The organism is Pseudomonas sp. SA195 (assembly GCF_054131565.1).
In genome coordinates, this window is sequence record NZ_CP096392.1 from 4,080,497 (window position 1) to 4,095,428 (window position 14,932).

Genomic DNA, 14,932 nt, shown 5'->3' on the forward strand with positions numbered 1-14,932 from the left:
TCAGTAATTGCCGCAGATCAAGCGTTTCAGCGCTGGATGCGGTGATTGAGTTAAGATCCGACCCAACTGGTCCTACCAGTCTCGGAGACTTTGATGTTGAGTGAGAATAAGGGTGAACGGCGCCAATTGGCGGATGTGGTCGCCGAGCGCATCGAGCGCCTGATCGTCGACGGCGTACTCAAGGTCGGCCAGGCGCTGCCGTCGGAACGGCGCCTGTGCGAGAAGCTCGGCATCTCGCGTTCCGCCCTGCGCGAAGGGCTGCGCGTGCTGCGCGGCCGCGGCATCATCGAGACCGCGCAGGGACGCGGCTCGCACGTGGCGAAGCTCTCCGGCGAGCAGGATGCCAGTCCGCTGATGCACCTGTTCAATTCGCAGCCGCGCACGCTCTACGACTTGCTCGAAGTGCGCGCCCTGCTCGAAGGCGAATCGGCCAGGCTGGCCGCGCTGCGCGGCACCGAGGCCGACTTCATCCTGCTGCGCCGACGTTATGAAGAAATGCTCGCCGCGCATACCGCCGAAGAGGCCGACCCGCGTGAGCATGCGCGCCTCGACCATGCCTTCCACCTAGCCGTCAGCGAGGCCTCGCACAACCCGGTGCTGGTGCACACGCTGCAGTCGCTGACCGACCTAATGCTCTCCACCGTTTTCGCCTCGGTAAACAACCTCTACCACCGGCCCATGCAGAAACGGCAGATCGATCGCCAGCACTCACGGCTGTTTCACGCCATTACCGAACGCCTGCCAGACCAGGCTCAGCGCGCGGCCCGCGACCATATCCACAGCATTCGTGACAACCTCAAAGAGATCGAACAGGAAGAGCAGCGACTGGTGCGCGCGACGATGCGGCTGGAGGGGTGGGCATAAGGGAGGCTGCTGTCGCCGGTGACCGATCCAAGCGGGCACCAACCCTCATGCTAGACTCGCCGCTTCTTTTCGTTGCTCGAAACCGCTCGTGTCCGATTACCACGCCTGGTTGCCCGCCGACCGCCGCCCCACCCCACTGCCTGCAGACTTGCATGACTGGCTCTACACCGATCGTGGCTCACTGACGCGCCGCCTTACTGTGCAGGCCGGAGGAGCATTCAGTGTGGTGCCTATTGATGAGGGCTGGCGTGTACTGCGCAGCGATGAATGTGCCGCGCTAGGCGTGGCCGAGGGGAGCGAGGGCTGGGTGCGTGAGGTCTATCTATGCGGCCACGAGCAGCCGTGGGTATTCGCTCGCAGTGTTGCGGCGCGCAGTGCGCTGATGCGTTCCGAGCTGGATCTACCGCATCTGGGTAGCCGCTCGCTCGGCGAACTGCTGTTCAGCGACCCAGCGTTCACCCGCGGCCCGCTGGAAGCCCGCCACTACCCAACCGATTGGCTGCCCGAGCCGATCCGCCAAGGCGGCCTTTGGGCGCGCCGCTCCTGCTTCAGCCAGGGCACGCTGCGTGTGTTGGTGGCCGAAGTGTTCCTGCCCGAGCTGTGGCGCGCGGCACGGATCGACGGTTGAACAGCGCCCAGACTGCCAACACGCCAACCCACACGGAGACCTGCTGATGTTCCAGAAGCTTCTGCAATCGAGCAATCGCCTGCATCCGCGCGCCTGGGACTTCATCCAGCTGATGCGCCTGGACCGCCCCATCGGAACCTACCTGCTGTTGTGGCCGACACTCTGGGCGCTGTGGATCGCTGGCGAAGGCTCGCCGAGCGTGAAGAACATCGTCATCTTCGTGCTGGGCGTCATCCTCATGCGCGCCGCCGGCTGCGTGATCAACGACTTTGCCGACCGCAACTTCGACGGCCACGTCTCGCGCACCAAGGGCCGCCCGCTGGCCACCGGCAAAGTCACCCCGAAGGAAGCCTGGATACTGTTCGCCGTCCTTGTCGCGCTGAGCTTCGGCCTGGTGCTGCTGACGAACGCCATGACCGTCTGGCTGTCGTTCGGCGCATTGGGCGTCGCCGCGCTCTACCCGTTCATGAAGCGCTACACCTACTACCCACAGGTCGTACTCGGCGCGGCCTTTTCGTGGGGCATGCTGATGGCCTTCACCGCCGAACGCGGCGAATTGCCGCCCGAAGCCTGGCTGTTGTTTATCGCCAATGTCGTCTGGACGGTCGGCTACGACACCTACTACGCCATGGCCGACCGCGAAGACGACCTCAAAATCGGCATCCGCTCCACCGCCATTCTGTTCGGCGACGCCGACCGGGTCATCATCGCCACCCTGCAGGGCATGGCGCTGCTGTGCCTGATCCTCGCCGGCGTGCGCTTCGAGCTTGGCCAGTGGTTCCATCTGGGCCTGTTCATCGCCGCGTGCTGCTTCGTCTGGGAATTCTGGAAAACCCGCTCCCGCCAGCCACAGGTCTGCTTCAAGGCTTTTCTGCACAACCACTGGGCGGGGCTCGCGATCCTGGCGGGGATCATCCTCGATTACGCTAATCGATCATAAAAAGCCCGTCGCGGCGTGCCGGGACGGGCTGCGGTTTGGTGACAATGCTCAGCCGTTCACCACGCGCGCGCCGGCTTCTGCGGTCTGGCCGTCTTGGGTCGGATGCATGCCGGACACACCGATCGCGCCAATCAGCTTTCCGTTTTCAATCAGCGGGACGCCACCATCCATGAGGATGGCGTTGTGCATCGACAGCAGCCGCAAGGTAGCCCCGCCAGTCGCAAGCGTTTCCTCGAAGCCTTTGGTGGTGCGCTTGAAGGCCGCTGCCGTGGCAGCCTTGCGCTGCGCCACTTCGACACTCCCGTGCGCGGCGTGGTCCATCCGCAGCAGCAACACGAGATGCCCGCCTGCGTCCGTCACAGCGATGACCATTGCCCAACCGTTTGCCTGTGCATGAGCGCGCGCAGCCTCAGCAACGCGGCTGGCTGCCTCCAGACTGATCGGCGGCCCATAGGCCAACGGAGGAGCTACAACCTGAGTAGTCATGCTGCGCTCCTCAAGGCATCGCCTGGCCGCCGTTGACGTCCAGTGTCTGGCCTGTGATGTAACCGCTGCAGGCATGCGAAGCGAGGAACAGATAAGCCGGGGCCATTTCTTCGGATGTGCCGAAACGGCCGAGCGGAATGGTGGTGTTGACCTGCGCCCTTGCAGCGTCGTCTTTGTCGGCATGGAAGGCAGTGTCGACGGTCCCGGGCGCTACGACATTGAAGCGGATGTTGTCACCGGCGAACTCGCGCACCCAGTTGCGCTGCACGTTATGCAGCCAGGCCTTGGCCGCCGCGTAGAGGCTAGCGCCCGGACCACCGCCGTTGTAGGCAGCGATCGAGCCCGTGGTGATGACAGAGGCGCTCTGCCCGCTGGCCTTCGTCGACGCTCGCAGGTGCGGGATCGCTTCTCGCGTCACCAGCAACGCCGAGCGCAGGTTCACGTCGACCATCGCGTCGAAGAAGGCATCATCAATTTTCTCAAGCCCACGCCGTTCCAGCAGCGCACCCGCGTTATTGACGAGCACATCAAGGCCACCAAAGCGCTCGACGAAGGCCGCAACGGTGTCGATGCAGTCCTGGCTGCGGCTCAGGTCGCCTGCGAAGAAAGCCGCTTCGCCGCCATTGGAAGACAATTCGGTTAGCAGTGAGTCGAGGTTTGCCGGCTGGTTGCGCGCGGTGATGCCGACATGCGCACCGAGCGCGGCGAACGCCTTGGCGGTCGCCAGACCGATGCCCATGGTGGCACCGGTGATCAGGATACGTTTGCCCTTGAGGTCGTTGAAATACATTGGAGACTCCTTAGTCAGTCAGTGCGGGACGGGGAACACGGTGCTCGCGCCAGAGGCGCAGCAGCGGTGGAATCAGCCAGACCGCCAGCGTGGTGAGCGCAAGCACCAGCGAAACGGGCCGTTCAATGAAGGCAACAAAGCTGCCGTTCGAGCGCATCATCGAGGTCACGAAGGTCTCCTCGAGCAGAGGCCCAAGCACGATTCCGAGAATCATCGGAGCCAGCGGGAAGTCGTTTTCCTCGAGGAGGAAACCGAGCACGCCGAACACGAGAATGGTCACTACGGCGAACAGACTGTTTTCGACGGCATAGGCACCGACCATCGCAAACAGCAGAATCGAGGGCATGAGGACGCCCTGCGGTATACGGAGCACCTGTTTGAATAGACGTACCGCAATGAAACCAAACGGGATCAGCAGCAGGTTGGCCAACAGGAACGCCACGAACACCGCATTGATCATCCCCGCGTTGTCCGTGAATATCGTCGGCCCGGGGTTCAGGCCCTTCATGAGCAACACGCCGATGACGATGGCGGTAAGCGAATCACCCGGAATACCGAACACGGTTGCCGGGATGAAGCTGCCGCCGACCGCGGCGTTGTTGGCGGCAGTCGCCGGTGCAATCTGTGAGACCGCGTCGTCGTCCTGCTCAGCGCCAGCTGAACCCTTACGTCGTCCCATCGCATAGGCGATGTAGGCCGCAATATCAGCTCCGGCACCCGGCAGCGCACCGATCAGCGTGCCGGTCACCGAGCCGCGAAGAATGCCGAGCTTATTGCTGAGCGCATCACGCAGAGCCCGCCAATACAATGGTTGCTGCGCAACCTGAGGCAACTCCCTTTCGCTGGCGCTGCGGGTGCAGTAGCGCAGGATTTCTGCCACTGCGAATAGACCGATGATGACCGGTATGAAGCCGAAGCCGCCAAGCAGCGCATCGCTTCCAAAGGTGAAACGGGTCTCGCCAGATACGGGGTCAATTCCGACCGCGGCCACCAACAGGCCAATCAGCAACGACACTGCACTGCGGGTGATCTGCGTGCCGCCGACCATGATTGCGGCGGTGAGGCCTAGGGTTGCCAGCCAGAAATATTCGAACGAACTGAAGTTGAGCGCAAAACGGGCCAGCAGCGGCGCACCGAACATTAGCGCCAGCACGCCAATCGCGCCGCCGATGGCCGAGGTACAGGCGCTCATCCCAAGGATGTACTCACCTCGCCCGGCCTGCGTGAAGCGGTAGGCCTGGTCGGTATAGGCAGCGGACGCCGGCGTACCAGGCATGCGCAGCAGCACAGCGGGCAAATCGCCCGCGAAAATGGCCATTGCAGCCATCGTCACGATGCCGGCAATCGCGGGGACCGGGTCCATGAAGAAGGTAATGGGCACCATGAGGGCCACCGCAAGCGTCGCGGTCAGGCCAGGTATCGCGCCGACCATCAGGCCGTACAGCGCAGCCACGACCATGACGGCCAGCACCTTGAAAGTGAACACCTGGCCAAAGGCATCGAACATTACGTCCATGTCAAAGCCCTCCGAGGCTGGCCAGCAAGCCTTGCGGCAAGGGCACGCCCATGACCTGCTGGAAGAACACATAGAGGAAGGCGACCACACCGACGGCACTGGTCAGCGCCAGCATGGGGCGCCCCGTGAAACGTAGCGCCAGCACAGCGATCAGCAGCAAACCCGTGGGCAGAAAGCCCAACGGCTCGACCAACAATAAAAATCCCAGGAGCCCGCCGATTACCAGCGCCAGGTTGAACCAGCGTGCAGGCTCGCGACACCAGGCACACAGCCCGAGCCAGAGCGGCGCCCGTTCGGCTCGGGCCGCGGCGATTCCCTTGGCCGCTAGCGTCAGTCCGCTGAGCGCGAGTAGCGCTCCGATGATGGACGGGTAGAAGCCAGCGCCGTACTGGAAGTACGGCGACTTCTCCATGCCACTGGCCACCCCGAGCACACCGAGGCCGAGCGCCAGGCAAAGGATTCCCCAAGACAGGTCGGACAGTTTCATTGCTGCGACTCCGTGCCGGCTGCGATCACATGTCCATCTTGGCGAACAGCGCCTGGACGTCACCTGTGTGCTGCTTCAGGTACTCGGCGAACGCCTCGGAGTCTCGCCACTGCGGGTTGAAGCCCCTTGCCTTCATGTCGGCCTGCCATTCGGGATTGGCGTAGATTTCCTTCATCGCCGCTTCGAGCTTAGCGCGCACGTCATCAGGCAACCCGGCCGGGGCTACCAGACCGCGGAAGGAGCCGAGCTCCATCTCCAATCCCGTGGCTTCCTTTAACGACGGTACTTCCGGAAAGTTTTCCTGCCGATCAGGCCCGAACACCGCCAGGCTGCGTACGGTGCCGGTCTTAAGCATGGCATCGGCCTCAGGCAGTGAGCTTGGAACGAAGTCCACTCCACCCGCGGCGAGATCCTGCATGGCGGCGGCCGCCCCTTGCCCCGGAATCATGCGTACCTTGGCCATATCCACACCCCAGCGGTCTAGCAGCGTAGCCACCGCGACCGGCCAAGAGCCGCCGCAGCCACCCGCGCAAGCGATGGTGTATTTGCCTGGCTCGGCCTTGATGGCATCCAATGCTTGGTTAACCGTTTTGAACGGTGAATCGGTACGAACCTGGAATCCCGCCGGATCGAAGTTGTACTGAGCGATGGGGGTGAAATCCGTTAGCTCGAAGTCGGCCTGCCCCATTTCCTTGTAATGCGCGTAATTGAACAGCACGCCAAGGGTATAGCCGTCCGGCTTCGAATTGACGATGCGGTTGATTCCAACGACACCGCCGCCCTGGCCAAGGTTGAGCACATTGAACTGCTGGCCAAACTCGTCCTTAAGGTATTTGGCGAGAATGCGCGCGGTGCCGTCAGAGCCGCCGCCGGCACCGGCCGGGACAACGATTGTAACGGGACGAGTCGGCCACTCAGCGGCCATCGCCGGCATGGCGCTCAGACCCAACAGCAGCGCCATGGCCCGGCAACCTTTACGAACCCAATGCGGGGTAGTCTTAGACATTTCAGCTCTCCTTTTATTGTTGTTGAGTACAGCTGCACGGCCTCACCGGCCTTTTAGTTGCTCCGCTCGATTACTAGCCGCTCCCAGGCCGCCACATACGCAGCAGCGTTTTCTGCGACCTCACCGACTTCAAGGCCCGGCTTGTATAAAGCCGAGCCCAAACCGAAACCTGTAGCACCCGCTTCAACGTAAGCGCCCATGTTTTGCGGCGTAATTCCACCGACCGGGACGAGCGGGCAATCCTTCGGGAAAACGGCCCGCCAGGCTTTCACCACAGCAGGACCGCATTGCTCAGCGGGAAACAGCTTGAGCAACTGAGCCCCGGCTTCTAGCGCAGCGAACCCTTCAGTGGGGGTTGCAACGCCAGGCGCGCTGACCAAACCACCCGCGCGGCTGGCTCGGATGACGGCTGGGTTCATGTTTGGTGACACGACGAGCCGACCACCAACTGCCGCTACCGCTTCCACCTGAGCTACATCCAGCACCGTACCGGCTCCAATAAGGCACTCGGAGCCGAGGTCAGTGATAAGCCTCGAGATGCTGACCGCCGCTTCCGGAGAATTCAGAGGGATCTCGATCAGACGGAAACCTGCGTCATGAAGCGCTCGCCCAACCGGAACGACTTCATCGGGTGTAACGCCTCGCAGAATGGCAATGAGCGGTAAGCGATCCATATAGGCGTCAAACACCTTGCACCCCCTTTGCGTCAACCAGCCCGGCTGCCTCAGCGATCTGCCAGAGACCAGCCGTGCCAGGGTTCTTGATGGGTTCAGCCGTCTGGACATCAAAGAACTCCATGGCCAGGCGATAGCGCGCGCATAGCGATGGATCCCCCAGCAACACCGGTACGGACGCAGACGCTATTCCACCAAGCGCACTGCGCAATTCCTCTCCGATCAGCAGGCCGGATAGGTACTCGAGGCTTTGGTTAGGTTCGAGTTCGTTACAGAGCACCAGGCTGCGCACGCCAAAGAGGCGATCAGCAATCCCGCGATAACCGCTATCACGAGCGGTCTGCACGCCGCGAGCGAAGGTGTCGGCATCGCTGATCGCTCCCGCCTCAAGCGCCGGACGCCCCAGAATTGAGTGGTCCCGCAACACGGCGAAGAGCTCACCGGTCATGAAGGTGGAAAACGCCTGAAGCCGTCCGTCACGAACCTCGACCCATTTGCTGTGAGTGCCAGGTAATAACAGCAACGCGTCGTCAGCCAGTTCAGGTTTGAGCGCTATGGCGCCGACGATTTGTGTCTCCTCACCCCGCAACACGTTGGGCCGGCTGCCGAGTTGCCGGACGCCTGGCACCAGGTGCAAGCGGCCAACGCCGGTTTCGAGGCAGACCATTGCCGCAGCAAGCGCCGAGGCATCTGCCGGGCAATCCATGTACGGCACCTCGCACCAACCCTGGCGGCTGCCGATCATGCCGGATGCGATCGCAGGCAAGCCGGGCCATTGAGCTAGCCAATCTTCCAGCAGTAGCCGGTAGGCGCGGGCAAAATCGCGGTCAGGGGTGTATTGGATCCCCCAGGGTTGCGCCCGAGAGTCGAGCAACGACGCGTCTTGGCCGAGCAGGTAGGCCCGTAAAGACGAAGTTCCCCAGTCAATCCCGATCAGACATGGCTCGCTCATCGCCCCCTCCAACCCAGCTCAGCGGAAACGTCCGCAGCGCAGCGAATCACAAGCGGGCGCAGCTCCTCCAGACGGCTTTCCGGCATATAGGGAATGGCGCTAGCGACACTCAGTGCAGCGACGATCTCGCCGCCTGCGTCTCGTACCGGAGCCGCGACGCAACGTACGCCCAGCTCGTTTTCTTCGAGGTCGAAGCTGAACCCGCCAGCGGCGTATTCAGCCATCTGGGTGTGGTACTCGTGCCAAGGCGTAAATTCTTCACGAAGGCCGCTCTGACCAGCGCGACGCTGCAGACCCTCGTCGTAAAGCATTCGCCATTCCGTCGCAGGCAGATCGAGCATCAGCGACTTGCCGATCCCCGTCAGCGCGAGCGGCATACGCAAACCAATACGAGAGCGCATCTCAAGGCCACGAGTGCTCGCCAGCTTGTCGATATAGAGGACGTCACCACTCTCACGCACACCGAGATGAATGGTGTCCTGCGTCAGGTCCGCAAGCCGCTGCAGATGGGGTCGCGCTAGGTTGATGAGCGGCATTTCGGCGCGAGCTTTGTAGCCGAGCTCGATCAGCCGTGGGCCAAGGCGATAGCCCTGGGCCTCGCTGCGCAAGTAATCCGCCTGAACCAGTGCGGCCACCAGTCGGTGAGTTGTGCTGCGCGTACAGCCAATAGCGCTGCCGATCGCTGCCAGCGAATCCGCTCCTTGAGAAACCGCGTCGATAACGGCCAAACCTCGGAAAAGTGCCTGAGCACCGAGGGGAGCTTCTTTGTTTTTATCTTGGGTCATGAGCATCTCCTACGACCCGTACGATAGGCCGTAATCTTCCTCGTCTCAATATGCGAGTTACACTCCCACATTCTGGGACAAAAACAACGCATGCTCATTTGTCACATCGTTGCAACATTTCCGTTATCTAATGCCGAGCGACAAGAAACGGACTGAGAGCGGACATGAACGGCAAATGCATTTTGATCGTCGATGACGAAGCGCCGATTCGCGAGATGATCGTCGTGGCGCTGGAGATGGCCGGCTACGAGTGCCTGGAAGCGGAAAATACGCAGCAGGCCCACGCGCTGATCATTGATCGTCAGCCCGACCTGATCCTTCTCGACTGGATGCTGCCTGGCACTTCCGGCATCGAGCTGGCAAGGCGCTTGAAGCGTGACGAGATGACGGCCGGCACGCCCATCATCATGCTCACCGCCAAGGATGCCGAGGACAACAAGATCCAGGGCCTGGAGGTCGGTGCCGACGACTACATCACCAAGCCCTTCTCGCCACGTGAATTGGTGGCACGTCTGAAAGCTGTGCTCCGCCGCGCGGCGCCGGCTGACAACGAAACGCCCATCGAAATTGGTGGGCTGCTGCTCGACCCCATCAGCCATCGCGTGACCATCGACGGGACGCCGGCCGACATGGGCCCTACCGAGTATCGGCTGCTGCAATTCTTCATGACCCACCAAGAGCGCGCCTACACCCGCGGGCAACTGCTCGACCAGGTCTGGGGCGGCAACGTCTATGTCGAGGAGCGCACAGTCGACGTGCACATCCGGCGCTTGCGCAAGGCGCTTGGCGAAACCTATGAGAACCTGGTGCAGACTGTGCGCGGCACCGGCTACCGGTTCTCCACCAAGAGCTGAACAAGCCGCAACCGCCAGGTGTCAGTGGGCGTTCATAGTGATTTCCGGTCGGCCACGGGCTGCCTCGAGGAGCGTTAGCGGTGAATCAAGACTGGCAAGGCGCCATGGTGCGCCGCCTGCTTCTGATACTGGCAGGATGCCTGCTGATCGGCCTGATCACGGGTGAATACGCCTGGGCCCTGGTGGCTGGCCTGGGCAGTTACCTCGGCTGGACGCTCTACCAGGCGCGCCGGCTGCTGATCTGGCTCGCCAGCGAACCGGCCGACCAGCCGCCGCCCGACAGCCATGGGCTGTGGGGCGAGATCTTCGATAGCCTCTACAAGCTTCAGCGCCGTGACCTGCGCCTGCGTGGCCAGCTGCAGTCAGTGATCGACCGTGTGCAAGGCTCGACCACCGCGCTGCGCGATGCGGTCATCATGCTCGACAGCGATAGCAACCTGGAATGGTGGAACCCCGCCGCCGAGCGCCTGCTGGGGCTCAAGAAGCCGCAGGATACCGGGCACCCAGTGACCAACCTGGTCCGCCACCCGCGATTCAAGGAATATTTTGACAGCGGCCGCCATGACGAGCCGCTGGAATTGTCTTCGCCGGTCAACGACCGCCTCTGGCTGCAGATCACCATCACCCGCTACGGCAACAGCGAGCACTTGATGGTCGCGCGTGACATCACCCGCCTCCATCAACTGGAGCAGATGCGCAAGGACTTCGTCGCCAACGTGTCACACGAGCTGCGCACGCCGCTGACTGTGATCGCCGGCTATCTGGAAACGATGCTCGAACACAGCGACGAAATGCCGCCGCGCTGGTCGCGGGCGCTCAATCAGATGAATCAGCAGGCCGGGCGCATGCAGCACCTGATCTCCGATCTGTTGCTGCTGGCCAAGCTCGAAGCCACCAGTTCACTGACCACGACACAGCCAATCGACGTCACCGCGTTGCTGCAGTCGATCAAGGGCGATGCGCAGGCGCTGTCAGGCGAACACAACCACCGGATCAGCCTCGAAGCCGACCCGACTCTGCTGCTCAAGGGCGCCGAGTCCGAGCTGCGCAGTGCCTTTTCCAATCTGGTCTTCAACGCCGTGAAATACACCCCGGATGGCGGCGAAGTGCATATTCGCTGGTGGTGCAATGAGCATGGCGCTCATCTGTCGGTCCAGGATTCAGGCATCGGCATAGAGGCCAAGCACTTGCCACGCCTGACCGAGCGCTTCTATCGGGTCGATTCCAGCCGCGCCAGCCGCACCGGCGGCACCGGCCTCGGACTGGCGATCGTCAAACACGTGCTGCTGCGTCACCAGGGCCGGCTCGACGTCAACAGCACCCTTGGCAAGGGCAGCACGTTCACATGCCACTTCCCGCTGTCCCAGGCCACGGTGCGCTAGGGCAGTACGACCAATCGGCGCCGGCATTTGCCATCGCCTTGAAATAACCCCGACCCGGCCTCATCCTTGGGGCCGTCTTCGACTACCCGACGCCTCAATGGACCCTTCCCCCGCGTTATCTCAAAGCTACGCCGCTTCTTCCTACTTCGCCGATGTCGGCATGATTCTCTTCGCTCTCTTCCTGGTGCTACTCAACGGTTTCTTCGTGGCCGCCGAGTTCGCCATGGTCAAGCTCCGCGCGACCAAGGTGGAGGCCATCGCCAAGCAGCACGGCTGGCGGGGGCGCATCCTGCGCACCGTGCACGAGCAGCTCGACGCCTACCTCTCGGCTTGCCAGCTCGGTATTACCCTGGCCTCGCTGGGCCTCGGCTGGGTGGGCGAGCCGGCCTTCGCGCACCTGCTCGAGCCGGTGTTGGCGGCTGCGGGCGTGCAATCAGAAGCCATCGTCCATGCCGTGGCCTTCTTCACCGCGTTCTTCATCATTTCCTACCTGCACATCGTCGTTGGCGAACTGGCACCTAAATCGTGGGCGATTCGCAAGCCGGAGCTGCTGTCGCTGTGGACGGCGGTGCCGCTGTACCTGTTCTACTGGGTGATGTACCCAGCCATCTACCTGCTCAACGCCAGCGCCAACGCCATCCTGCGCATCGCAGGCCAGGGCGAGCCCGACAGCCACCACGAGCACCACTACAGCCGCGAGGAGTTGAAGCTGATCCTGCATTCCAACCGCGCGCTCGACCCGGGCAATAGCCATATTCAGGTGCTGGCCTCGGCGGTGGAGATGAGCGAACTGGAAGTGGTCGACTGGGCCAACTCACGCGAGGACCTGCTGCAACTCGACCACGACGCCAGCCTGGCGGAGATCCTCGAACTGGTGCGCCGACACAAGTACAGCCGCTATCCGGTTTATGACGCCGAACAAGGTGAGTACATCGGCCTGCTGCACATCAAGGACCTGCTGCTGGCCCTGGCCGGGGACCCGCAACTCGCCGAGCATTTCGATCTCGACCATCTGCTGCGCCCAATGGAGCGCGTGTCCAAGCACATGCCGCTGAGCGAACTGCTCGACCAGTTCCGCCAGGGCGGCGCTCACTTCGTGTTGGTCGAAGAAGGCGACCACAAGGTCATCGGCTTCCTGACCATGGAAGACGTGCTGGAGGTGCTGGTCGGCGACATTCAGGATGAACACCGCAAGACCGAGCGCGGCATCCTCGCCTACCAGCCCGGCAAGTTGCTGGTCCGCGGCGACACGCCCCTATTCAAGCTCGAACGCCTGCTCGACCTGGACCTCGATCATATCGAGGCCGAGACGCTCGCGGGCCTCGTCTACGAAAGCCTCAAGCGCGTGCCGGAGGAGAACGAAGTCATGCAGGTCGAGGGCCTGCAGATCGTGATCAAGAAGATGCGCGGACCGAAGATCGTGCTGGCCAAGGTGTTGAAGCAATAAGCGCCAGCTGGTGCAAATCGAGGGTGAGGATCACCCTCAATCGCCACCAACCGCGAAGTTCGGCAGGCTGTTTACCGGCTGGGCGAAGTCGAAGGGGATCGACTCGACAGCCAGGCCGACGTTGCGCTGAACCACAAAGTGCAGGTGCGGGCCGGTGCTGTTACCGGTGTTGCCGGAGCGCGCCAGCAGGCTGCCCGTCTCGATACGTTGCCCTTCGCGGACGCTGACCGAACCCTGCATCAGGTGCAGGTAGACGCCCATGGTGCCGTCGTCATGCAGCACGCGGACGAAGTTGCCGGCGGGGTTGTTACCACGACCGCTTTGGGCGTTCTCGACCTTGACCACCATCCCGCCGCGCGCCGCGACGATAGGCGTACCTTCGGGCATGGCGATGTCGGCCGCGTAGCGGCCTTTCGGAGTGAAGTGGCTGTACTTGCCGTTGGCGCCCTGGGTCAGGCGGAACGGGCCGCCACGCCAGGGCAGCGGGTACTTGTAAGGCTTGGGCAGCAGGCGCGGGTCGCCAAGGGCGTGGCGCAGCTTCGGGGTGTATCGGAGCGGCTTGGAGGGGTCCAGCGGGGCCAGTGTCGCCAGGCGGATCTGGCTGCGCGGCGGCAGCACCCAGCGGATCGGCTTGTCCGGCGCGCCGACGGCATTCTGCACACCGCTTAGCTTGAGCTCGATGTCGACCGGGGCAAAGAGGTCGTTGCGCACCATCAGCGTCTCGCCCGCGGCGTGCTTGCGCGTTTCCAGCTTCACCTGGTTGTCGAGCTTCTCGACCATGCGGTCGCTGAAGGTAAACACCTTCGCGCCCGGAGCGGCCTGGTCGCTGTAGGTGACCACGCCGTTGGCGTCGGTGTACTTGTAGATGGTCAGGGCCGAGGCGGACGTGGCCAGCCAGAACGACCCGAGAGCAAGGAGGATGCGCCCGAACATAACCGCAAACTTCATGAGTTCAGAGGCCGGCAGACTAGCAGTGCAAGCACACAGGCGCGAGTCACCGACTGTCGGCCTGTGATTTTGTTCCTCACCTGACGTCGCTTTCTGACAAGCGGCAGGCCAGGCCTGCCTTGCTGGCCTCAGGCGCCGGGCGAGAAGTGCCGCTGGGCGGTGCCGCGCGCGATCAGGCGCGACAGGTAATCGAGCTTCTGCGGGTCACGGTCGACGAAGCGGAAGGTCAGCTGCAGCCATTCGCTGTCCGGCTTGGGCTCCAGCGCGGCGACGGCATGCAGGTAGCCGTTCAGTCGCGCCACTTCCCCTCCCTCGCCCTGCTCCAGGTCGAGCACGGCACTTTCCAGTACCTGCGGCAGGGTATCGCTGCGCTTGACCACCAGCAGAGCTTCCTTGAGGCTCAGCGCCTTGATTACGCAGGCCTGAGTACCGGAGGCCAACCGCAGCTGCCCCTGCCCGCGCCCACCGCTGGCCGCGTTGGGCTTGGCGGCCGATGGCTGGACCAGCGGTGCGGCAGGCGCCGCTGCCTGGGGCGCCGGCTTGATGACCTCGGCCTTGCCGCCAGTCAGCGCGGCCAGTGAGTCGTTGGCCATGCCGGTGACAACGTTCTTCACCGGCGCGCTCGCGGCCAGAGCGTCGAGCTTGCCGGCACGCGCCAGGGCCTTGCGCACCTTGGTGGTCAATTGTTCGTTGGAGAAGGGCTTGCCGATGAAGTCCGACACGCCGGACTGGATCGCCTGCACCACGTTCTCCTTGTCGCCCCGGCTGGTCACCATGATGAAGGGCACGGTCTTCAGGCGCTCCTGTGCACGGCACCAGGTGAGCAGCTCGAGGCCGGACATCTCCGGCATTTCCCAGTCGCAGAGGATCAGGTCGAAGCGTTCGCGGTCGAGCATTTGCTGGGCCTTGCGCCCATTGACGGCGTCCTCGATGTTGATGCCTGGAAACTGGCTGCGCAGCCCCTTCTTCACGAGATCGCGAATGAAGGGCGCGTCATCCACCACCAGCACGTTGACCTTGCTCATTGATAGCTCCTGACTGTCTGGTCGCCAGCATAGCGGCAGCGGCGCGATTAAAAAAAGCGCAGGTGATCGGCCAATCCGGTTTTTTACTGCCTCAGATCACAGCGCTCATCCCGGCGGTTTGCATGCTAGGCGGCACGACACGCCATCT

Annotated in this window: 16 protein-coding genes; 6 read left to right on the forward strand and 10 right to left on the reverse strand. The window is 62.9% G+C overall.

The window, feature by feature from the left end; translation table 11 throughout:
• Window positions 1-93: 93 nt before the first annotated feature.
• The 3 genes from glcC to ubiA all read left to right on the forward strand — a co-directional run bounded on the left by glcC (window position 94) and on the right by ubiA (window position 2,432).
• Window positions 94-864, forward strand: coding sequence for a transcriptional regulator GlcC (gene glcC / locus M1D78_RS19110; RefSeq protein WP_437421529.1), 771 nt, complete (start codon window positions 94-96; stop codon window positions 862-864).
• 88 nt (window positions 865-952) lie between these two features.
• Window positions 953-1,492, forward strand: coding sequence for a chorismate--pyruvate lyase family protein (locus M1D78_RS19115; RefSeq protein ID WP_437421530.1), 540 nt, complete (start codon window positions 953-955; stop codon window positions 1,490-1,492).
• 46 nt (window positions 1,493-1,538) lie between these two features.
• Window positions 1,539-2,432: a 4-hydroxybenzoate octaprenyltransferase gene (ubiA, locus tag M1D78_RS19120; protein WP_437421531.1), complete on the forward strand. Its 894-nt coding sequence runs from the start codon at window positions 1,539-1,541 to the stop codon at window positions 2,430-2,432.
• Window positions 2,433-2,480: 48 nt separating this feature from the next.
• Here ubiA and M1D78_RS19125 read toward each other — a convergent pair whose 3' ends face one another.
• From M1D78_RS19125 to M1D78_RS19160, 8 genes are read right to left on the reverse strand one after another with little or no spacing between them, the layout of a single operon-like run.
• Complete coding sequence (locus M1D78_RS19125) at window positions 2,481-2,918, reverse strand: GlcG/HbpS family heme-binding protein (protein ID WP_243606871.1); 438 nt, start codon at window positions 2,916-2,918, stop codon at window positions 2,481-2,483.
• Between the two features lie 10 nt (window positions 2,919-2,928).
• Window positions 2,929-3,708, reverse strand: a complete 780-nt coding sequence (locus M1D78_RS19130; protein WP_243606872.1) for an SDR family NAD(P)-dependent oxidoreductase — start codon at window positions 3,706-3,708, stop codon at window positions 2,929-2,931.
• 10 nt (window positions 3,709-3,718) lie between these two features.
• On the reverse strand, window positions 3,719-5,224 hold the full coding sequence (locus M1D78_RS19135) for a tripartite tricarboxylate transporter permease (RefSeq protein WP_437421532.1): 1,506 nt from the start codon (window positions 5,222-5,224) through the stop codon (window positions 3,719-3,721).
• Between the two features lies 1 nt (window position 5,225).
• Window positions 5,226-5,711, reverse strand: coding sequence for a tripartite tricarboxylate transporter TctB family protein (locus tag M1D78_RS19140; RefSeq protein ID WP_437421533.1), 486 nt, complete (start codon window positions 5,709-5,711; stop codon window positions 5,226-5,228).
• A gap of 25 nt (window positions 5,712-5,736) precedes the next feature.
• Window positions 5,737-6,717, reverse strand: a complete 981-nt coding sequence (locus M1D78_RS19145; protein WP_437421534.1) for a Bug family tripartite tricarboxylate transporter substrate binding protein — start codon at window positions 6,715-6,717, stop codon at window positions 5,737-5,739.
• Between the two features lie 53 nt (window positions 6,718-6,770).
• Window positions 6,771-7,391, reverse strand: a complete 621-nt coding sequence (locus tag M1D78_RS19150) for a 2-dehydro-3-deoxy-6-phosphogalactonate aldolase (protein ID WP_437421977.1) — start codon at window positions 7,389-7,391, stop codon at window positions 6,771-6,773.
• A 7-nt stretch (window positions 7,392-7,398) separates the two neighbouring features.
• Window positions 7,399-8,343, reverse strand: a complete 945-nt coding sequence (locus tag M1D78_RS19155; RefSeq protein ID WP_437421535.1) for a 2-dehydro-3-deoxygalactonokinase — start codon at window positions 8,341-8,343, stop codon at window positions 7,399-7,401.
• Window positions 8,340-9,128 (reverse strand): IclR family transcriptional regulator, encoded by a 789-nt coding sequence (locus M1D78_RS19160; protein ID WP_437421536.1) that lies wholly within the window; start codon window positions 9,126-9,128, stop codon window positions 8,340-8,342. Before M1D78_RS19160 ends, M1D78_RS19155 begins: the two co-directional genes overlap by 4 nt.
• Before the next feature lie 164 nt (window positions 9,129-9,292).
• Between M1D78_RS19160 and phoB the strand changes: the two genes are divergently transcribed.
• From phoB to M1D78_RS19175, 3 genes are all read left to right on the forward strand, one after another.
• Window positions 9,293-9,982, forward strand: coding sequence for a phosphate regulon transcriptional regulator PhoB (gene phoB, locus M1D78_RS19165; RefSeq protein ID WP_437421537.1), 690 nt, complete (start codon window positions 9,293-9,295; stop codon window positions 9,980-9,982).
• An 80-nt stretch (window positions 9,983-10,062) separates the two neighbouring features.
• Window positions 10,063-11,364, forward strand: coding sequence for a phosphate regulon sensor histidine kinase PhoR (gene phoR / locus M1D78_RS19170; RefSeq protein WP_437421538.1), 1,302 nt, complete (start codon window positions 10,063-10,065; stop codon window positions 11,362-11,364).
• Between the two features lie 97 nt (window positions 11,365-11,461).
• Window positions 11,462-12,811 (forward strand): hemolysin family protein, encoded by a 1,350-nt coding sequence (locus M1D78_RS19175; protein ID WP_437421539.1) that lies wholly within the window; start codon window positions 11,462-11,464, stop codon window positions 12,809-12,811.
• Window positions 12,812-12,847: 36 nt separating this feature from the next.
• Here M1D78_RS19175 and M1D78_RS19180 read toward each other — a convergent pair whose 3' ends face one another.
• Window positions 12,848-13,744 carry a peptidoglycan DD-metalloendopeptidase family protein gene (locus tag M1D78_RS19180; protein WP_437421978.1) on the reverse strand — a complete coding sequence of 299 codons (897 nt, stop codon included), beginning with the start codon at window positions 13,742-13,744 and terminating at the stop codon, window positions 12,848-12,850.
• A gap of 143 nt (window positions 13,745-13,887) precedes the next feature.
• Window positions 13,888-14,784: a response regulator gene (locus M1D78_RS19185; protein WP_437421540.1), complete on the reverse strand. Its 897-nt coding sequence runs from the start codon at window positions 14,782-14,784 to the stop codon at window positions 13,888-13,890.
• Between the last annotated feature and the right edge of the window lie 148 nt (window positions 14,785-14,932).

Excerpts from the sequence above, each read along its gene's own strand:
- glcC (WP_437421529.1), top strand. The coding sequence starts at position 94 with ATGTTGAGTGAGAATAAGGGTGAACGGCGCCAATTGGCGGATGTGGTC.
- ubiA (WP_437421531.1), top strand. The coding sequence starts at position 1,539 with ATGTTCCAGAAGCTTCTGCAATCGAGCAATCGCCTGCATCCGCGCGCC.
- M1D78_RS19125 (WP_243606871.1), bottom strand. The coding sequence starts at position 2,918 with ATGACTACTCAGGTTGTAGCTCCTCCGTTGGCCTATGGGCCGCCGATC.
- M1D78_RS19130 (WP_243606872.1), bottom strand. The coding sequence starts at position 3,708 with ATGTATTTCAACGACCTCAAGGGCAAACGTATCCTGATCACCGGTGCC.
- M1D78_RS19135 (WP_437421532.1), bottom strand. The coding sequence starts at position 5,224 with ATGGACGTAATGTTCGATGCCTTTGGCCAGGTGTTCACTTTCAAGGTG.
- M1D78_RS19140 (WP_437421533.1), bottom strand. The coding sequence starts at position 5,711 with ATGAAACTGTCCGACCTGTCTTGGGGAATCCTTTGCCTGGCGCTCGGC.
- M1D78_RS19145 (WP_437421534.1), bottom strand. The coding sequence starts at position 6,717 with ATGTCTAAGACTACCCCGCATTGGGTTCGTAAAGGTTGCCGGGCCATG.
- M1D78_RS19150 (WP_437421977.1), bottom strand. The coding sequence starts at position 7,391 with ATGGATCGCTTACCGCTCATTGCCATTCTGCGAGGCGTTACACCCGAT.
- M1D78_RS19155 (WP_437421535.1), bottom strand. The coding sequence starts at position 8,343 with ATGAGCGAGCCATGTCTGATCGGGATTGACTGGGGAACTTCGTCTTTA.
- M1D78_RS19160 (WP_437421536.1), bottom strand. The coding sequence starts at position 9,128 with ATGACCCAAGATAAAAACAAAGAAGCTCCCCTCGGTGCTCAGGCACTT.
- phoB (WP_437421537.1), top strand. The coding sequence starts at position 9,293 with ATGAACGGCAAATGCATTTTGATCGTCGATGACGAAGCGCCGATTCGC.
- M1D78_RS19175 (WP_437421539.1), top strand. The coding sequence starts at position 11,462 with ATGGACCCTTCCCCCGCGTTATCTCAAAGCTACGCCGCTTCTTCCTAC.
- M1D78_RS19180 (WP_437421978.1), bottom strand. The coding sequence starts at position 13,744 with ATGTTCGGGCGCATCCTCCTTGCTCTCGGGTCGTTCTGGCTGGCCACG.
- M1D78_RS19185 (WP_437421540.1), bottom strand. The coding sequence starts at position 14,784 with ATGAGCAAGGTCAACGTGCTGGTGGTGGATGACGCGCCCTTCATTCGC.